The sequence below is a fragment of the Paraconexibacter algicola genome, assembly GCF_003044185.1.
In the GTDB taxonomy this organism is placed as follows: Bacteria; Actinomycetota; Thermoleophilia; order Solirubrobacterales; family Solirubrobacteraceae; genus Paraconexibacter; species Paraconexibacter algicola.
Genome location: NZ_PYYB01000001.1, coordinates 1,424,351 through 1,437,834 on the forward strand (window position 1 = coordinate 1,424,351; position 13,484 = coordinate 1,437,834).

11 protein-coding genes are annotated in these 13,484 nt (G+C 74.7%); 7 read left to right on the top strand and 4 right to left on the bottom strand.

Translation table 11 applies throughout. The features are described from left to right. Positions 1–149 precede the first annotated feature (149 nt). Entirely contained in the window at positions 150–5,129 is a 4,980-nt protein-coding gene (locus tag C7Y72_RS06870; RefSeq protein ID WP_107567978.1) for a hypothetical protein, read from the top strand. Between the two features lie 75 nt (positions 5,130–5,204). Here C7Y72_RS06870 and C7Y72_RS06875 read toward each other — a convergent pair whose 3' ends face one another. Further along, the gene (locus tag C7Y72_RS06875) at positions 5,205–5,771 is read right to left on the bottom strand and encodes a hypothetical protein (protein WP_107567980.1); all 567 of its coding nucleotides are present in this window, start codon (positions 5,769–5,771) and stop codon (positions 5,205–5,207) included. 67 nt (positions 5,772–5,838) lie between these two features. Then, entirely contained in the window at positions 5,839–6,102 is a 264-nt protein-coding gene (locus tag C7Y72_RS06880; protein ID WP_107567982.1) for a 4Fe-4S dicluster domain-containing protein, read from the bottom strand. Positions 6,103–6,201: 99 nt separating this feature from the next. On the opposite strand from C7Y72_RS06880, the gene C7Y72_RS06885 reads away from it, so the two are divergent. The 3 genes from C7Y72_RS06885 to C7Y72_RS06895 are packed head-to-tail and all read left to right on the top strand — an operon-like array spanning position 6,202 to position 8,405. Beyond that, positions 6,202–6,825, top strand: a complete 624-nt coding sequence (locus tag C7Y72_RS06885) for a sulfite oxidase-like oxidoreductase (protein ID WP_107567984.1) — start codon at positions 6,202–6,204, stop codon at positions 6,823–6,825. Further along, complete coding sequence (locus tag C7Y72_RS06890) at positions 6,825–7,754, top strand: NAD(P)H-binding protein (RefSeq protein ID WP_107567986.1); 930 nt, start codon at positions 6,825–6,827, stop codon at positions 7,752–7,754. The genes C7Y72_RS06885 and C7Y72_RS06890 overlap by 1 nt, the downstream gene beginning before the upstream one ends. 27 nt (positions 7,755–7,781) lie before the next feature. Beyond that, complete coding sequence (locus tag C7Y72_RS06895) at positions 7,782–8,405, top strand: hypothetical protein (RefSeq protein ID WP_107567988.1); 624 nt, start codon at positions 7,782–7,784, stop codon at positions 8,403–8,405. On the opposite strand, the gene C7Y72_RS06900 is transcribed toward C7Y72_RS06895, so the two are convergent. Further along, positions 8,402–9,850, bottom strand: coding sequence for an amidase (locus C7Y72_RS06900; RefSeq protein WP_107567990.1), 1,449 nt, complete (start codon positions 9,848–9,850; stop codon positions 8,402–8,404). The genes C7Y72_RS06895 and C7Y72_RS06900 overlap by 4 nt on opposite strands. Before the next feature lie 66 nt (positions 9,851–9,916). Between C7Y72_RS06900 and C7Y72_RS06905 the strand changes: the two genes are divergently transcribed. The 3 genes from C7Y72_RS06905 to C7Y72_RS06915 are packed head-to-tail and all read left to right on the top strand — an operon-like array spanning position 9,917 to position 12,950. Next, complete coding sequence (locus C7Y72_RS06905; protein WP_107567992.1) at positions 9,917–10,576, top strand: CGNR zinc finger domain-containing protein; 660 nt, start codon at positions 9,917–9,919, stop codon at positions 10,574–10,576. Next, entirely contained in the window at positions 10,573–11,877 is a 1,305-nt protein-coding gene (locus tag C7Y72_RS06910) for an MFS transporter (RefSeq protein ID WP_107567994.1), read from the top strand. Before C7Y72_RS06905 ends, C7Y72_RS06910 begins: the two co-directional genes overlap by 4 nt. Then, positions 11,874–12,950, top strand: coding sequence for a citrate synthase 2 (locus tag C7Y72_RS06915; RefSeq protein ID WP_107567996.1), 1,077 nt, complete (start codon positions 11,874–11,876; stop codon positions 12,948–12,950). Before C7Y72_RS06910 ends, C7Y72_RS06915 begins: the two co-directional genes overlap by 4 nt. On the opposite strand, the gene C7Y72_RS06920 is transcribed toward C7Y72_RS06915, so the two are convergent. Continuing rightward, positions 12,947–13,399 carry a MarR family winged helix-turn-helix transcriptional regulator gene (locus C7Y72_RS06920; RefSeq protein ID WP_107567998.1) on the bottom strand — a complete coding sequence of 151 codons (453 nt, stop codon included), beginning with the start codon at positions 13,397–13,399 and terminating at the stop codon, positions 12,947–12,949. The genes C7Y72_RS06915 and C7Y72_RS06920 overlap by 4 nt on opposite strands. Positions 13,400–13,484: the final 85 nt, after the last annotated feature.

Consider the following 13,484-nt stretch of genomic DNA (forward strand, 5'->3'; position numbering starts at 1 on the left):
CGAGGGTGCATCCCGCGCGTCGGTCGTCCGTCCACGGGTGGCGGGAAATACCCACGCGGCGTTCGGCCTGGCGGGCGGTGCGGTGCTAGGTTCGCCGCCGTCACGCGACCGGGGGCGGTCGCGGCTTCACACCTCTTGGGGGATCCCGCATGGACTCGACCCGGACTCCGGGCCCGGTCGTCGGCGCGCTGCCGCGCCCGCGACCGATCATCGCCACACTCATCGCGCTCGTCGTGCTGCTCGTCGCACCCGCGGCCGTGCAGGCCGCGCAGGGCTGGCAGACGACCACGACCGCGCCGATGAGCACGGCCCGGTCGTACCACGTCCAGACGACGCTCGGTGACGGCCGTGTCCTCGTCGCGGGCGGGATCGACAGCGCCGCGGCGAGCGGCGGCGAGGTCTACGACCCCGCGACCAACCAGTGGACGGCCACCGGACCGCTCGCCGCGTCGCGCTACGGCGCCGCGTCGATCCTCCTCGGCACCGGTCCGACCGCGAAGGTCCTGGTGGTCGGCGGGCGTCAGCCGGGATCCGGCACGTCGCGCGCCAGCGCCGAGCTCTACGACCCGGCGACGAACGCCTGGACCGCGACGCCGACCGTCCCGCACGCCCACGGCGACCCGATCCTCATCCCGCTCTCCGCCACGCGGATCATGGCCATCAGCGCCGCGGGCGTCGACGTCTACGACACGACCCTCGGCACCTGGGACGACGCGGGCACCCCGCCCGCCGCGGCCGCCCTCACCGAGCTGGGCGCGGTCAAGCTGCAGAACGGCAAGGTGCTCGTCTACGGCGGATCGGAGTTCACCCCGCCCTTCTTCTCCACGGTCAAGGACACGGCGCACGTCTTCACCCCGCCGACCGACCCCAACGACACGGGCAGCTGGGCCCTCGTGCCCAACGGCATGGTCGTCGCCCGCAGCCGCGCGCCGGGCACGCTGCTGAACGACGGCCGCGTGTTCATCTCCGGCGGCTACAGCGGCGAGTCGCTCGGCGGTCGGCGGCAGTCGACCGAGATCTACGACCCCGCCACCAACAGCTTCACGGCCGGTCCGAGCCTCGGCAGCCTGCGCCACCTCCACACGCAGACGCTCCTCTCCGACGGCTCCGTGCTCGTCGCCGGCGGCCAGACGGACAACAACAACACCTCCCTGTCCTCGTCCGACCTCTACACCCCGGCGACCGGCGCCATCGGGACGATCGCCTCGGGCGGCACGATGAACGGGCCGCGCCAGGCGCACGGCGTCTCGGCGCTCCCCGGCGGCAAGCTGCTCCTCACGGGCGGCACCGGCAACGGCTCGACCAACAGCTCCACCGAGGTCTACCAGGACGGCTCGCCGCCGACCGCGACGCTCACCGCCCCGGCCGACGGCGCGGTCTTCACCCGCGACCAGGTCGTCACGTCGAGCTTCGCCTGCGCGTCGACCACGTCGACGATCGCGTCCGGCGGTTGCGCGCTCGTCGTCGCCCACTCCTCCGGCACGCCGACCGTCACGCAGACCACCAGCGGCGGTGCCCTGCCGACCGCGGTGGCCGGCGACTACAGCGCCACGCTCACCGCGACCGACGCCAACGGGCTGACCGCGACGACGACCGCCGACTACGCGGTCGCGGCGCCGCCGACCGCGACGATCACCGCCCCGGCGGGCGAGACCGTCGCGCTCGACGCCACGCTCACGGCGGACTTCGCCTGCGCCGCGGACACCGCGACGACGCTCGCCACCACCGGCGGCTGCGTCGCCAGCGTGTCCGGCCCGACCGTGACCGCCACCGCGGTCGCCGACGGGGACACGCTGCCCACCGCCGCGGCCGGCACCTACACGCTGACCGTGACCGCGACCGACGCGCTCGGCCAGACCACCACCGAGACGGCCACGTACACGGCGACCGACGGCCCGGCGGTCCAGCTGACCTCCCCGGCCCCGAACGCGGTGTTCGCGCGCAACCAGGCCGCGACCCTCACGTACACCTGCACCGCGGCGGCCACGGCGGTCGTCAGCTGCGGCGCGACGGTCACCCCGCCCGGCGGATCGGCCACGCCGCTGCCGTCCGGCAGCGCGCTCCCGACGACGGTCGAGGGCGTCCACGCCGTCGAGGTCCTGTCCACCGACACGCTCGGCCAGGTCAGCACCGTCACCCGCACCTACCGCGTGGTCGCCCCGCCGACCGCGACGATCACCGCGCCGACGAACGACCTGCTCCTGAAGAGCGGGGCGGGCGCCGTCGCCGAGTTCGCGTGCGCGTCGGCGACGTCGACGATCGCCTCGTGCGTCGCCCGGCTGACCAACCCGGCCGGCACCGAGACGACGGTCGCCCCCGGGGCCGCGCTGCCCACGGTCGTCGCCGGTCGCTACACGCTGCGGCTCACCGCGACCGACGCGGTCGGCCAGACCGCGAGCGCGACCGTCGCGTACACGGTGGCGGCGCCGCCGACCGTGCGGATCGACGCGCCCGCCGAGCGGGCCGCGTTCCAGCCCGGTGACCGCGCGACCGCCTCGTTCGCGTGCGCGTCGGCGGCCTCGACCGTCAGCTCGTGCGCCGCGAAGGTCCAGCCGCCCTCCGGTGACCTCGTCACGGTGGAGAACGGCGGCGCGCTGCCGACCGGGACCGCCGGGACCTACACGATCGTGGCCACCGCGACCGACGCCCTCGGGCAGACGAGCACCACCTCGCGGCAGTACCTCGTCGCGGTCTGCGAGAAGCGCGTCGCGTTCGGCCTCGTCGAGATCACCACGAACGACTGCTTCGCCCGCTCCGGCAGCGAGGCCGTGCCGCGCTACGAGACCACCTCGGCGGTGACGGTCAACGGCGTGCCGCTGCCGGCGCCGCCGTCCGGTCAGCGGTTCACCGCGATCGCCCCGTCCCAGGGACGCCCGGGGGGCCGCATCCAGCTGTCGGGCGCCTCGATCAAGGTCGGCTCGCTGACCGTCTACAACGGCGACATCGGCTGGGACCTCCCCGCCGGTGGCGAGGGCGACGAGAAGAAGGTCGCCACCCTCGCGGTGCCCACCGGGACGACGTTCCAGGGCCTCAAGGTCCCCGGCTCGGCCGACATCCGCTTCGGCCTGCGCGGCGGCACCTACTACTCGGTCTTCACGCTGAACATCGGCCTGCCCGAGCAGTTCACCACGATGCCCGGCGGCGGGGGCGGCAGCCAGGGCGTCACCGGGCAGGGCTCGATCCGCGTCGACCGCAACGGCGTCCGCTACGACGGCATGATGCTCCACGTCCGGGACATCTACCTGGGCAAGCTCAAGGTCGATGAGGCGTGCCTCTCGTTCGTGCCCGCCGGCTCGAGCCAGGCAGTCGCCCCGTGCCCGGCCCCCGAGCTCAACGGGGAGCCGTACATCGAGTGCCCCACCGACTCGAACACGGCCCGCTGGAACGGCAACGCGAAGATCACCCTCCCCACGGAGGCGGAGACCGAGCTCGCGATCTTCGGCGGCCTCGCCGACGGTCAGGTGTCGAGCTTCGGCGGCTTCGTCAACAACCTCGGCACGAGCGTCCCGCTCGCGACCGGCGTGTACCTGAACCAGATCGGGGTCGGCCTCTGCCTCAAGCCGCCGCCCTTCAAGCTCAAGGGCTCGGTCGGCGTCTCGATCCTGCCCGCGGGCAAGAAGGACACGATCGCGCTCAACGGCGCCTTCACGTACACCGACTCGACGCCCGACTCGGTCTGGTCCGTCCAGGTCGAGGGTGACGTCGTCGTGCTCGGCACGAAGGTCGGCGGCGGTGGGGTCACCTACCGGCCCAACGGCCTGATCGACTTCTACGCCCGCGCGGCGCTGAAGTTCAGCGTGCTGTCGGTCGAGGGTCGCGTCGACGGCTTCCTCGACACCCGGGCCAAGCGGTTCAACATCGACGGGCAGGCCCGGATCTGCGTCGCACCGCTGTGCGCCGAGGCCCTCGCGGTCCTGTCGAACATCGGTGCCGCCGGCTGCGTCACCCTCGGCACGATCACGATCCCCTACCCGTGGCTCACGGGCTTCCCGCCGCGCTACGAGACGCGGTACAAGAAGATCCCGCTGAAGGCCGGTGCCGGCGTCAAGTGGTCCGGCGGCGCGGACGTCTGGGGTGGCTCCTGCGACCTCGACTCCTACCGCGTCGAGCGGCCGACCGCCCGCGCGGCGCAGGCCGGCCAGCTGACGTTCGGCGTCGCCGGCGGCCAGCCCGCCAACAGCGTCCGGCTCACCGGCCGCGACGCGCCGCCGTCGGTCACGCTGACCGGGCCGGGCGGCACGACGTTCACCAGCCCGACCGACGGCAGCGGCTACAAGCGCACCGACGACTTCATCCTCGTCGAGAACCCGGAGGACAAGACGACGTCGATCCTCATGATCAAGCCCAAGGCCGGTCGCTGGACCGTCACCGCCGGGCCGGGTCCGGAGGGCGCGGTGTCGATCGAGACCGCCGACTACAGCCCGCCGGCGAGCTTCAAGGGCTCGGTGACGTCCACGAAGAGCAAGGGCACCAAGCGCCTGGAGCTCCTCTACTCGCTCGACGAGGGCTCCAACGTCCAGATCGTCGAGGAGAGCGCCGACGGCCGGCTGACCGGCACGCTCGTCGAGCGGCTGACCGGCACGCGGTGCGGCAAGGGCGTCCCGTCCGAGCTCGGTGGCGTCCCGGTGCGCTGCGCCTCGGTGGCGTTCACCCCGACCGAGGGCCCGGGCGGACCGCGCGCGGTCTCCGCGGTGGTGACGAACGCCGCCGGCATGCCCCGTGAGCGGGTGCGCCTGGCGACCTACATCGCGCCCGACCAGGTCCTGCCGAGCCGCCCGCAGCGCGTGCGGATCCGGCGCACGGCGAAGAACAAGGTCGTCGTGACCTGGAGCCGCTCGACGCCCGCGATCGAGCAGATGGTCAGCCTGAAGCTGTCCGACGGCCGGCAGTTCGGCGTCTCGCTGAAGCGCTGCTCGTCGTTCGTGCTCCACGGGGTGCCCGCGGGCGTGGCCGTCGAGGCCCGCATCGCCGGCCGCCGTGCCGACAGCGAGCTGGGGACCGCCTCGCAGACGCTGCTGAAGCGGACCGCGAAGACCGCCGGCTGGAAGGGCAAGGACAAGCCGCGGACCTGCCGGCCGGAGTTCTATCCCGGCGGCTTCCAGTCCAAGCCGGAGCCGGGAGTCCGCTAGACGGGCCGCGACGCGGACGGGCGGCCTGTCGCAGGCCGCCCGTCCGGGTCCGTCACGGATGTCGGTACCGCCGCGTCAGCTCTTGGAGAGCTCGTCGCACTTCGGTGCCGCGTCCTGCAGCTTCTTCGGCGCCTTGAGGCTGTCGAGCGGGTTCTGCTGCTTGGCGAGATCGCCGAGGGCGCTCTGCAGCTCCATCAGGCCGCTCGTGTCGCCCTTCGCCACGCCCGACAGGTCGATGCCCTCCAGGCGCGTCGCCGTCGTGCTCGCGATCTTGGCAACCGCGTTGATGCCGGTCGTGAGCGTCCGGTCGAACGACTCGTACTCCTGCGGCACGTCCGCCTCGCCGAGCTTCTTGATCTCGGCGGTCAGGGTGCTCGAGTAGGACGACAGCACGTCGGCGAGCGCGCCCGCCGCCTTCTGCGGGTCGGCGCCCGCGCCGGAGGCGGCGCGCTGCACGTCGGTCTGGAGCGACTGCTGCTTGGTCAGCAGGTTGCCGCAGAAGGTGTTGAGCGCCGCCGGGTAGTCCTTCGCGGAGGACCCGCCGTCGTCGTCGCCGCCGCAGGCGACGAGACCGAGGCTCGCGGACAGTCCGAGCACGACGGCCCCGGTGCGCGCCCGGGAGCGGAGGGAGGTGATGACCATGGGCGCAAGCCTAGTGCGTCCGCGCCCACGGCCACGCCGGGCCGGAGCCCGGAGCCCTCACAGCGGACTACTTTCCGGCGAAGTACTCCTGGTTGATCTGCACGAACTTCGCCCACTCGTCCGGGAGCTGGTCCTCGGCGAACGCCGCGTCGACCGGGCACGCCTCGACGCACGCGTCGCAGTCGATGCACTCCTCCGGGTCGATGTAGAGCTGATCGACCTTGTCGTAGTCGGGCTCGTCGGGCGTCGGGTGGATGCAGTCGACCGGGCAGACCTCCACGCAGGAGTTGTCCTTGGTTCCGACGCAGGGCTCCGCGATGACGTAGGCCATGTGTTTCCTCGTGTTCTCAGGACGGCAAGGGTGCGGCGTCATACTACGACAGGAACGCCACAGGTCCTCTCCTACCGACGGAAGAACGAGCACCCCCGAATGGGCATCACCTCCAAGATGATCGGCGAGCGCGGCCGGCGACAGGCCGGGAAGCTGGGGATCGACCCCGCCCGCGTCCCGCCCGGCCAGTACCTCACCGAGCGCTTCCCGGTGCTCACCGTCGGCCGCAACCCGACGGTCGACATGACCCGCTGGGACCTGAAGATCTGGGGCGAGGTCGACGAGCCCTACACGCTCACGTGGGAGGAGCTCCACGCGCTCCCGCAGACCACCGTCACCGTCGACATCCACTGCGTCACCCGCTGGTCGAAGCTCGACACCACCTGGACGGGCGTGCGCGTCAGCGACCTGCTCGACCGCGCGGGCGTCCGCGCGACCGGCACGCACGTCATGGCGCACTGCGACGGCGGCTACACGACCAACGTGCCGCTCGAGGCGCTGCGGGCCCCCGACGTGCTCGTCGCCCACAGCTACGAGGGCGCCCCGCTGGAGCCCGACCACGGCGGCCCGCTGCGGCTGCTCGTCCCCTCCCGCTACTTCTGGAAGTCCGCGAAGTTCCTGCGCCAGCTCGAGGTCATGCCCGAGGACCGGCAGGGTTTCTGGGAGCTCAACGGGTACCACAACGACGCGGACCCGTTCACCGAGCAGCGTCACTGGTTCTGATGCTGCTGCTCACCGGAGCGACCGGCACGACCGGCGCGGCGCTGCTGCGCCGCCTCACCGCCGCGGGCGTCCCCACGCGCGTCCTCGTGCGCGATCCCAAGCGGCTCGGGCCCGAGCGCGTGCGGGTGCAGATCGCGCTCGGCGACCTCTCCGACCCGCCGTCCTTCCGCAACGCGCTGCGCGGCGTGCGGACCGTCGTGCACCTCGCCGCCGCCAGCCGCGACCAGGAGCAGGGCTCGATCGAGGAGCTCGGCGGGATCGCCACCTGGCGCATGGTCGAGGCCGCGGAGAAGGCCGGGGTCGAGCACTTCGTGTTCTTCAGCGCGCTCGGCGCGTCCGCGCACAACCGCACGCGGTTCCTGCGCTCCAAGGCCCACGCCGAGGAGGCGGTCCGCTCCAGCGGGCTGCGCCACACGATCTTCGCGCCGTCGATGGTCTACGCCCCCGGCGACGAGGCGATGACGCTCATCGCCCGCCTGGCGCTGCTGCCGGTCGTGCCGATGAGCGGCCGCGGGCGCGCGCACTTCCAGCCGATCTGGGGCGACGACGCCGCCGACTGCGTGATGAGCGTCCTCGGCTACCCGCCGGTCGGCGCCACCGGCGAGCTGCCGGTCGCCAACGGCAGCCCGTACGTGCCGACCGAGAACGCCCGCTACGAGCTGGCCGGCCCGGACACGATCACCGGCCGCGAGATGTTCGAGCTCGCCGTCCGCGCCACCGGCCGTCCGCGGCCCGTCGTCCCGGTCCCGACCGCGGTCACCTACCGCGTGCTGCGCGCCGCCGAGATGCTCGTGTCCCACCGTGCGCTCGCCACGTGGGACGAGGCGGAGCTGCTCGAGGTCTCGATGACCTCGCGCTCGGGCACCGCCGACGCCGAGCGCCTCGGGGTCCGCCCGCGGCGTATGGCCGCGGTGCTCGGCGCGGCCTGAGCGCCGGCCCGCTACCGTGGCCCGCCCATGCGCGCCACGGTCCTCGCCCTGCTGCTGCTCGCCCTCGGCGCCACCCCGGCCGCCGCGGCCGGGCGCACCGTCGTCTTCGGCCTCACCGCCACCCCGCAGGAGCGGCCCGCGCAGGTCCCCCTCCAGGCCGACGCGGGACCGTCGCTGCAGGAGCTGACCTGGACGGACTGGGGCGCGGCGACGACCACCGGCACCGGCACCTGGGTCCTCGACTGCACCCGCGGCGGCCCCTCGTGCGGGACCGACACGGGCGTCACCCGACACCCCGCCCGCTACACGCTCACCCGGCCCGCCGCCTGCCCGCGCCTGGGGCCCGACGTGCGCGCCTACACGCGCGGAACGCTCGTCGTCGACGAGCCCACCGGTCCCCGGACCGTCCGCCTGGACCCGGGCCGGGAGGCGTGCGCCCGCGCGCCCTCGCTCGCCGCCGCGACGCGCGCGATCCGCCGCTTCCTGCTGCGCCGCGGTCCCGTGGAGCGCCTGCGCGTGCGCTGCGACCGGCCGACCGGCGGCGACCGCGAGTGCCGCGCGCGGTACCGGTCACGCGGCCGCGCGCGCACCCTCGACGTGTTCGTGCTCGGGCGCCTCTCCGGTGCGCCCGAGGTCCGGCCGGTCGGCTAGCTGACCGGGGCGCGGCGCGCCGCCCAGGGGGCGGCGGCCTCGAGCTGCGCGCCGACCGCCAGCAGCGTGCCCTCGCCCGCGGGCTGCCCGACGAGCTGCACGCCCACGGGCAGGCCCGCGTCCGGGTCGCCCGCCGGACGCTCGTACAGCGGCAGCGAGATCGCCGGGGAGCCCGTCAGGTTGCTGATCGCCGTGTAGGGGGTGAAGAGGCCCGAGCGCGCGAAGTCCTCCATCGGCGTGGCCGAGCACGCGTCGATCGTGCCCAGCGGCACCGGCGCCTCCGCCAGCGACGGCATCAGCAGCAGGTCGTACCCGGCGGTGAAGGTGACGATCGCCCGCGCGAAGCCCTGCAGCTGCGCGTCGGCGAGCGCCGCCTGCGTCGCGCTGATCCCCTGGCAGAGCTCCCAGATCGCCCAGCTCAGCGGCTCCATGTTCTGCGGGGACGGCTCGGTGCCGTTGACCATCCCGGCGAACGCCATCTGCATCGTCAGCGCCGGGCCGAACGACGCGCTGAACAGCTGCAGGACCCCCGGCACGGTCCAGGGCACGTCCTCCACCTCGACGACCTCGTGGCCGAGGCCGCTGAGCAGCTCCGCCGCGTCGCGCAGCGCCTGCGCGTGCACCGGGTCGAGCGTCGCGTCCTCCAGCGGGGAGCGGGTGACGAGCGCGATCCGCAGCCGGCCCGGATCGCGGCGCGCGAGCTCCGCGAACGGCGCCTCGGGCGCCGGGGCCCAGGCGATGTCGCCGAGCTCCGGTCCGGCGAGGACGTCGAGCAGCTCGGCGGTCTCCTGGACGGTGCGGGTGAGCACCCCGTCCTGCACGAGCAGCTGATACCCGAGCTCGGGAGCCAGGGAGATCCGGCCGCGCTGCGGCTTCAGGCCGACGAGCCCGCAGCACGCCGCCGGGATGCGGGTGGAGCCGCCGCCGTCGTTGGCGTGCGCGATCGGCACCATGCCGCTGGCGACCGCGGCCGCGCTGCCGCCGGAGGAGCCGCCCGGCGTGCGGCCGGTGTCCCAGGGGTTGCGGGTCGCGCCGAAGCGGCGGGTCTCGGTGACCGGGAGGATCCCGTACTCCGGCAGCGTCGTGGAGCCGACGATCACGAACCCGGCGTCCTTCAGGCGGCGGACGGTGTTGTGGTCGGTCGGCGCGACGAAGTCGCCCATGAGCTCGGCGGCGAACGTCAGGCGCCGGCCCGCGATCGAGCGGTTGTTCTTGATCGCGATCGGCACCCCGGCGAACGGGCGCGGGTCGCCGGGCGCGATCCCGTCCGCCTCCTCGAGGGCGTCGTCGTAGACGTCGACGAAGGCGTTCAGCTGCGGGTTCAGCGCCTCGATGCGGTCGAGCGAGGTCTGGACGAGCTCGCGGCTCGACAGCTCCCCGGAGCGGACCTGCGCCGCCAGCTCGGTGACGGGGCGGAAGAGGACGTCCTGCGCGGTCTCGGGCATGCGGCGACCCTATCCGGCGACGGACGGCCCGCCGAGGCGTAACCAGTTGACTGCTAGTATGTGGTTATGCAGCTGCGGGGTCTCGACGAACGCACCGACCTCGACCTCCCCGAGGAGCTCGAGCTGCCGCTGCGCTCCGGCGCGCCCTACTGGTACTGGCTGGGCGGGCGGCCCTCCCTCGACCTCGTCAACACCCGGCGCGAGCGCTGGCGCCGCGGCGTCGAGACGCTCTGCAGCGCCGCCGACCTCGGCGCCTGGCTGCACACCGCCGGGCTCATGGACCGCGTGCCCGCCCGGGTCGGGCGCGACGTGCTCGACGTGCTCGACGAGGCGCGGGCGCTGCGCGAGGCGATCGACCGGCTCGTCCTCGCCACCGTCACACCCGAGCCCGCCCGCCGCGACGACGTCGCCCTCGTCGACGAGTGGCTCGCCTTCGCCGGGACCCGCCCGCAGCTGCGCCTGGCGGACTCCGGCCTCGTCGTGCTCGGCGAGCGCGCCGCCGCCGACTCGCCCCGCCGCGCGCTCGGCGTGCTCGCGCAGGACGCGGCGACGATGCTCGGCACCGACGCCGGCCGCGCCCGCGTGCGGATCTGCGCCGCCGACGACTGCAGCGCCCGCTTCTACGACCGCTCCCCCGCCGGACGACGCCGCTGGTGCTCGATGCGCACCTGCGGCAACGCCGCCAAGGCCAGGCGCCACCGCGCCCGCGCCCGGGGGGACTCATGAGCGGCGAGGAGCGCGCCCACACGCTGCGCTACCGCTGGGTCGTGCTCGCCGTCGGCGCGTTGGGCGCCGGGGCGTTCAACTCGCTGCGGATGGGCCTCCCCGCGATCTCCCCCGAGCTGCGGTCCACCTACGCGCTGTCGCTCCCCGAGGTCGGCCTCGCGTTCACCGCGCTCAGCGTCGGCGTACTCGTCACGCTCGTCCCCTGGGGCCTGCTGAGCGACCGGATCGGGGAGCGGCCCGTCATGACCGTGGGCCTCACCGGCACCGCCGCGGCGCTGCTGCTCGCCGCGTCCGCCCGCAGCTTCGGCGCGCTGCTCGCCGCCTTCGCCCTCGCCGGCATGTTCGGGGCCAGCGCGACCGGAGCGTCCGGTCGCGCCGTCATGGGCTGGTTCCCGCGGCGCGAGCGCGGCTTCGCCCTCGGCATCCGGCAGATGGCCCTGCCGCTCGGCGGGGCGATCGCCGCGGTCACGCTGCCCGCGCTCGCCCACCGCGGCGGCCTCGAGCTCGCGCTGCACGCCCTCGCCGGGGCGTGCGCCGGGGCGGCCGTCGCCGCCGCGATCTGGCTGCGCCCCGCGCCGCCCCTGCCCGCGTGGCAGGCCGCCCGGATCGCCGCCGCGCACGCGGGCGAGCCGCCCCCCACGCGCGACCCGCGCGCCTGGCGGCTCGGCGCCGGCAGCGCCCTGCTCGTCACCGCGCAGGCCGCGCTCATCGGCTTCCTCGTGCTGTACCTCGTCGACGTCGAGGGCCTCGCCCCCGGGCCGGCCGCCGCCGCCCTCGCCGCGACCCAGTTCGCGGGGGCGATGAGCCGCATCGTCGCCGGCCGCAGCAGCGACCGGGCCGGCGCGCGCCTGCCGCTCCTGCGCCGCATCGCGCGCCGCAACGCGCTCCTGCTCGCCGCCGTCGCGGCGCTCGTCGCGCTCGGCACGCCGCTGGCGATCCCGCTCGCGCTCGCCGCGACCGTCTCGACGATGTCGTGGAACGGCCTGGCCTTCACCGCCGCGGGCGAGATCTCCGGCCGCGACCGCGCCGGGGTCGCCATGAGCCTGCAGAACACGATCGTCGCGCTCGGCACCACGGTCGCCCCCGCGGTCTTCGGGCTCGTCGTCGCGTCCACCTCGTGGGCGCTCGGCTTCGCGCTCGTCGCCGTCGCGCCCGCCCTCGCCGTCGTCGTCCTCGCGCCCCTGGAGGGCGACGAGACCGCCCGCAACGCGCGCCGCGAACGCGCGCGGCGATCGCGCCCGCCGGGCGGCGACGGCCCGGAGCGCCTGTCCACCACCACCCTCGGAGGGTCACCCGCATGAGCGACGTCCAGTCCGGCCTCGAAGGCGTCATCGCCTTCGCCACCACCATCGCCGAGCCCGACAAGGAGGGTGGGGCGCTGCGCTACCGCGGCGTCGACCTCGAGGACCTCGTCGGCAGCGTCCCCTACGAGCAGGTCTGGGGTCTCCTCGTCGACGGGACCCTGCGGCCCGGCCTCGCGCCCGCGGAGCCGCACCCGCTGCTCGTGCGCTCCGGCGACCACCGCGTCGACGTCCAGAGCGCGCTGGCGATGCTCGCGCCCGAGTACGGCTACCGGCCCGTCATCGACATCAGCGACGAGCAGGCCCGCGACGACCTCGCCCGCGCGTCGGCGCAGGCGCTCTCGTTCGTCGCCCAGTCCGCCCGCGGGCTCGGCCGGCCGTGGGTGCCGCAGGAGGAGGTCGACCGCGTGACGACGCTCGCCGGCCGCTTCCTCACCCGCTGGCGCGGCGAGGTCGACCCGGCGCACGAGAAGGCGATCGACGCCTACTGGATCGCCGCCGCCGAGCACGGCATGAACGCCTCGACGTTCACCGCCCGCGTCGTCACCTCGACCGGGGCGGACTGCGCCGCGGCGCTCTCCGCCGCCGTCGGCGCCCTCTCCGGGCCGCTGCACGGTGGCGCGCCCTCCCGCGTGCTCGCGATGATCGAGGGCGTCGAGCGGACCGGGGACGCCGAGCGCTGGGTCAGGGACGCGCTCGACCGCGGCGAGCGGCTGATGGGCTTCGGCCACCGCGTCTACCGGGCCGAGGACCCGCGGGCGCGCGTGCTGCGCCGCACCGCGAGCGAGCTCGGCTCCCCCCGCTACGAGGTCGCCGCCGCGCTCGAGCAGGCGGCGCTCGCCGAGCTGCAGGCGCGCAAGCCCGACCGCGTCCTCGCGACGAACGTCGAGTTCTGGAGCGCGGTGATCCTCGACCTCGCCGAGGTGCCGGCGGACCTCTTCACCCCGATGTTCACCTGCGCGCGGGTCGCGGGCTGGTCCGCGCACATCCTCGAGCAGAAGCGCGAGGCGCGGCTGATCCGGCCGACCGCCCGGTACGTCGGCGAGGGGCCGCGCCCGGTCGGGGCGGTCTAGTCGTCGTCGGCGGCGGCGCGCTGTGCGGCGACCGCGCGGCGCAGCAGGTCCCGCAGGGCGCGCTGCTCCTCGCGGGGGAGCGCGGCCAGCGGGTTCGGCCCGGCGTCGAGCGCCGCGGTGACCTCGGCGTGCAGCGCGCGACCGTCCTGCGTGATGACGAGGTGCTTGACGCGCCGGTCGTGCTCCGCGGCGCGGCGCTCGACGAGGCCCCGCCGCTCCAGCCGGTCGACGATCCCGGTGACGTTGGAGTTGTCGCAGTGGAGCGTCGCGGCGAGCTCGCCCATCGGGGTCGGCTCGCCGCAGCTGAGGCGGCGCAGCGCCAGCCACTGCGGCGGCGAGAGGTCGCGCTCGCGCAGCGTGTCGAGGAACCAGCCGCGCGCAGGCCCGGTGAGCTCGTGGACGAGACGCCAGGCCTCGACCGCGGGGGCCTGTCGGGTGCCGGTGGCCATCTCCCCGGATGGTAGCTGAGGTCCGCGATCGTTGATGACCTCAACGGTCGCGGATGAGTGCGTATGCTTCGCGCCTGCGCCGTAC

What these genes read in the sequence shown, in the direction of transcription:
- C7Y72_RS06870 (WP_107567978.1), top strand. Translation starts at nt 150, where the DNA reads ATGGACTCGACCCGGACTCCGGGCCCGGTCGTCGGCGCGCTGCCGCGC.
- C7Y72_RS06875 (WP_107567980.1), bottom strand. Translation starts at nt 5,771, where the DNA reads ATGGTCATCACCTCCCTCCGCTCCCGGGCGCGCACCGGGGCCGTCGTG.
- C7Y72_RS06880 (WP_107567982.1), bottom strand. Translation starts at nt 6,102, where the DNA reads ATGGCCTACGTCATCGCGGAGCCCTGCGTCGGAACCAAGGACAACTCC.
- C7Y72_RS06885 (WP_107567984.1), top strand. Translation starts at nt 6,202, where the DNA reads ATGGGCATCACCTCCAAGATGATCGGCGAGCGCGGCCGGCGACAGGCC.
- C7Y72_RS06890 (WP_107567986.1), top strand. Translation starts at nt 6,825, where the DNA reads ATGCTGCTGCTCACCGGAGCGACCGGCACGACCGGCGCGGCGCTGCTG.
- C7Y72_RS06895 (WP_107567988.1), top strand. Translation starts at nt 7,782, where the DNA reads ATGCGCGCCACGGTCCTCGCCCTGCTGCTGCTCGCCCTCGGCGCCACC.
- C7Y72_RS06900 (WP_107567990.1), bottom strand. Translation starts at nt 9,850, where the DNA reads ATGCCCGAGACCGCGCAGGACGTCCTCTTCCGCCCCGTCACCGAGCTG.
- C7Y72_RS06905 (WP_107567992.1), top strand. Translation starts at nt 9,917, where the DNA reads ATGCAGCTGCGGGGTCTCGACGAACGCACCGACCTCGACCTCCCCGAG.
- C7Y72_RS06910 (WP_107567994.1), top strand. Translation starts at nt 10,573, where the DNA reads ATGAGCGGCGAGGAGCGCGCCCACACGCTGCGCTACCGCTGGGTCGTG.
- C7Y72_RS06915 (WP_107567996.1), top strand. Translation starts at nt 11,874, where the DNA reads ATGAGCGACGTCCAGTCCGGCCTCGAAGGCGTCATCGCCTTCGCCACC.
- C7Y72_RS06920 (WP_107567998.1), bottom strand. Translation starts at nt 13,399, where the DNA reads ATGGCCACCGGCACCCGACAGGCCCCCGCGGTCGAGGCCTGGCGTCTC.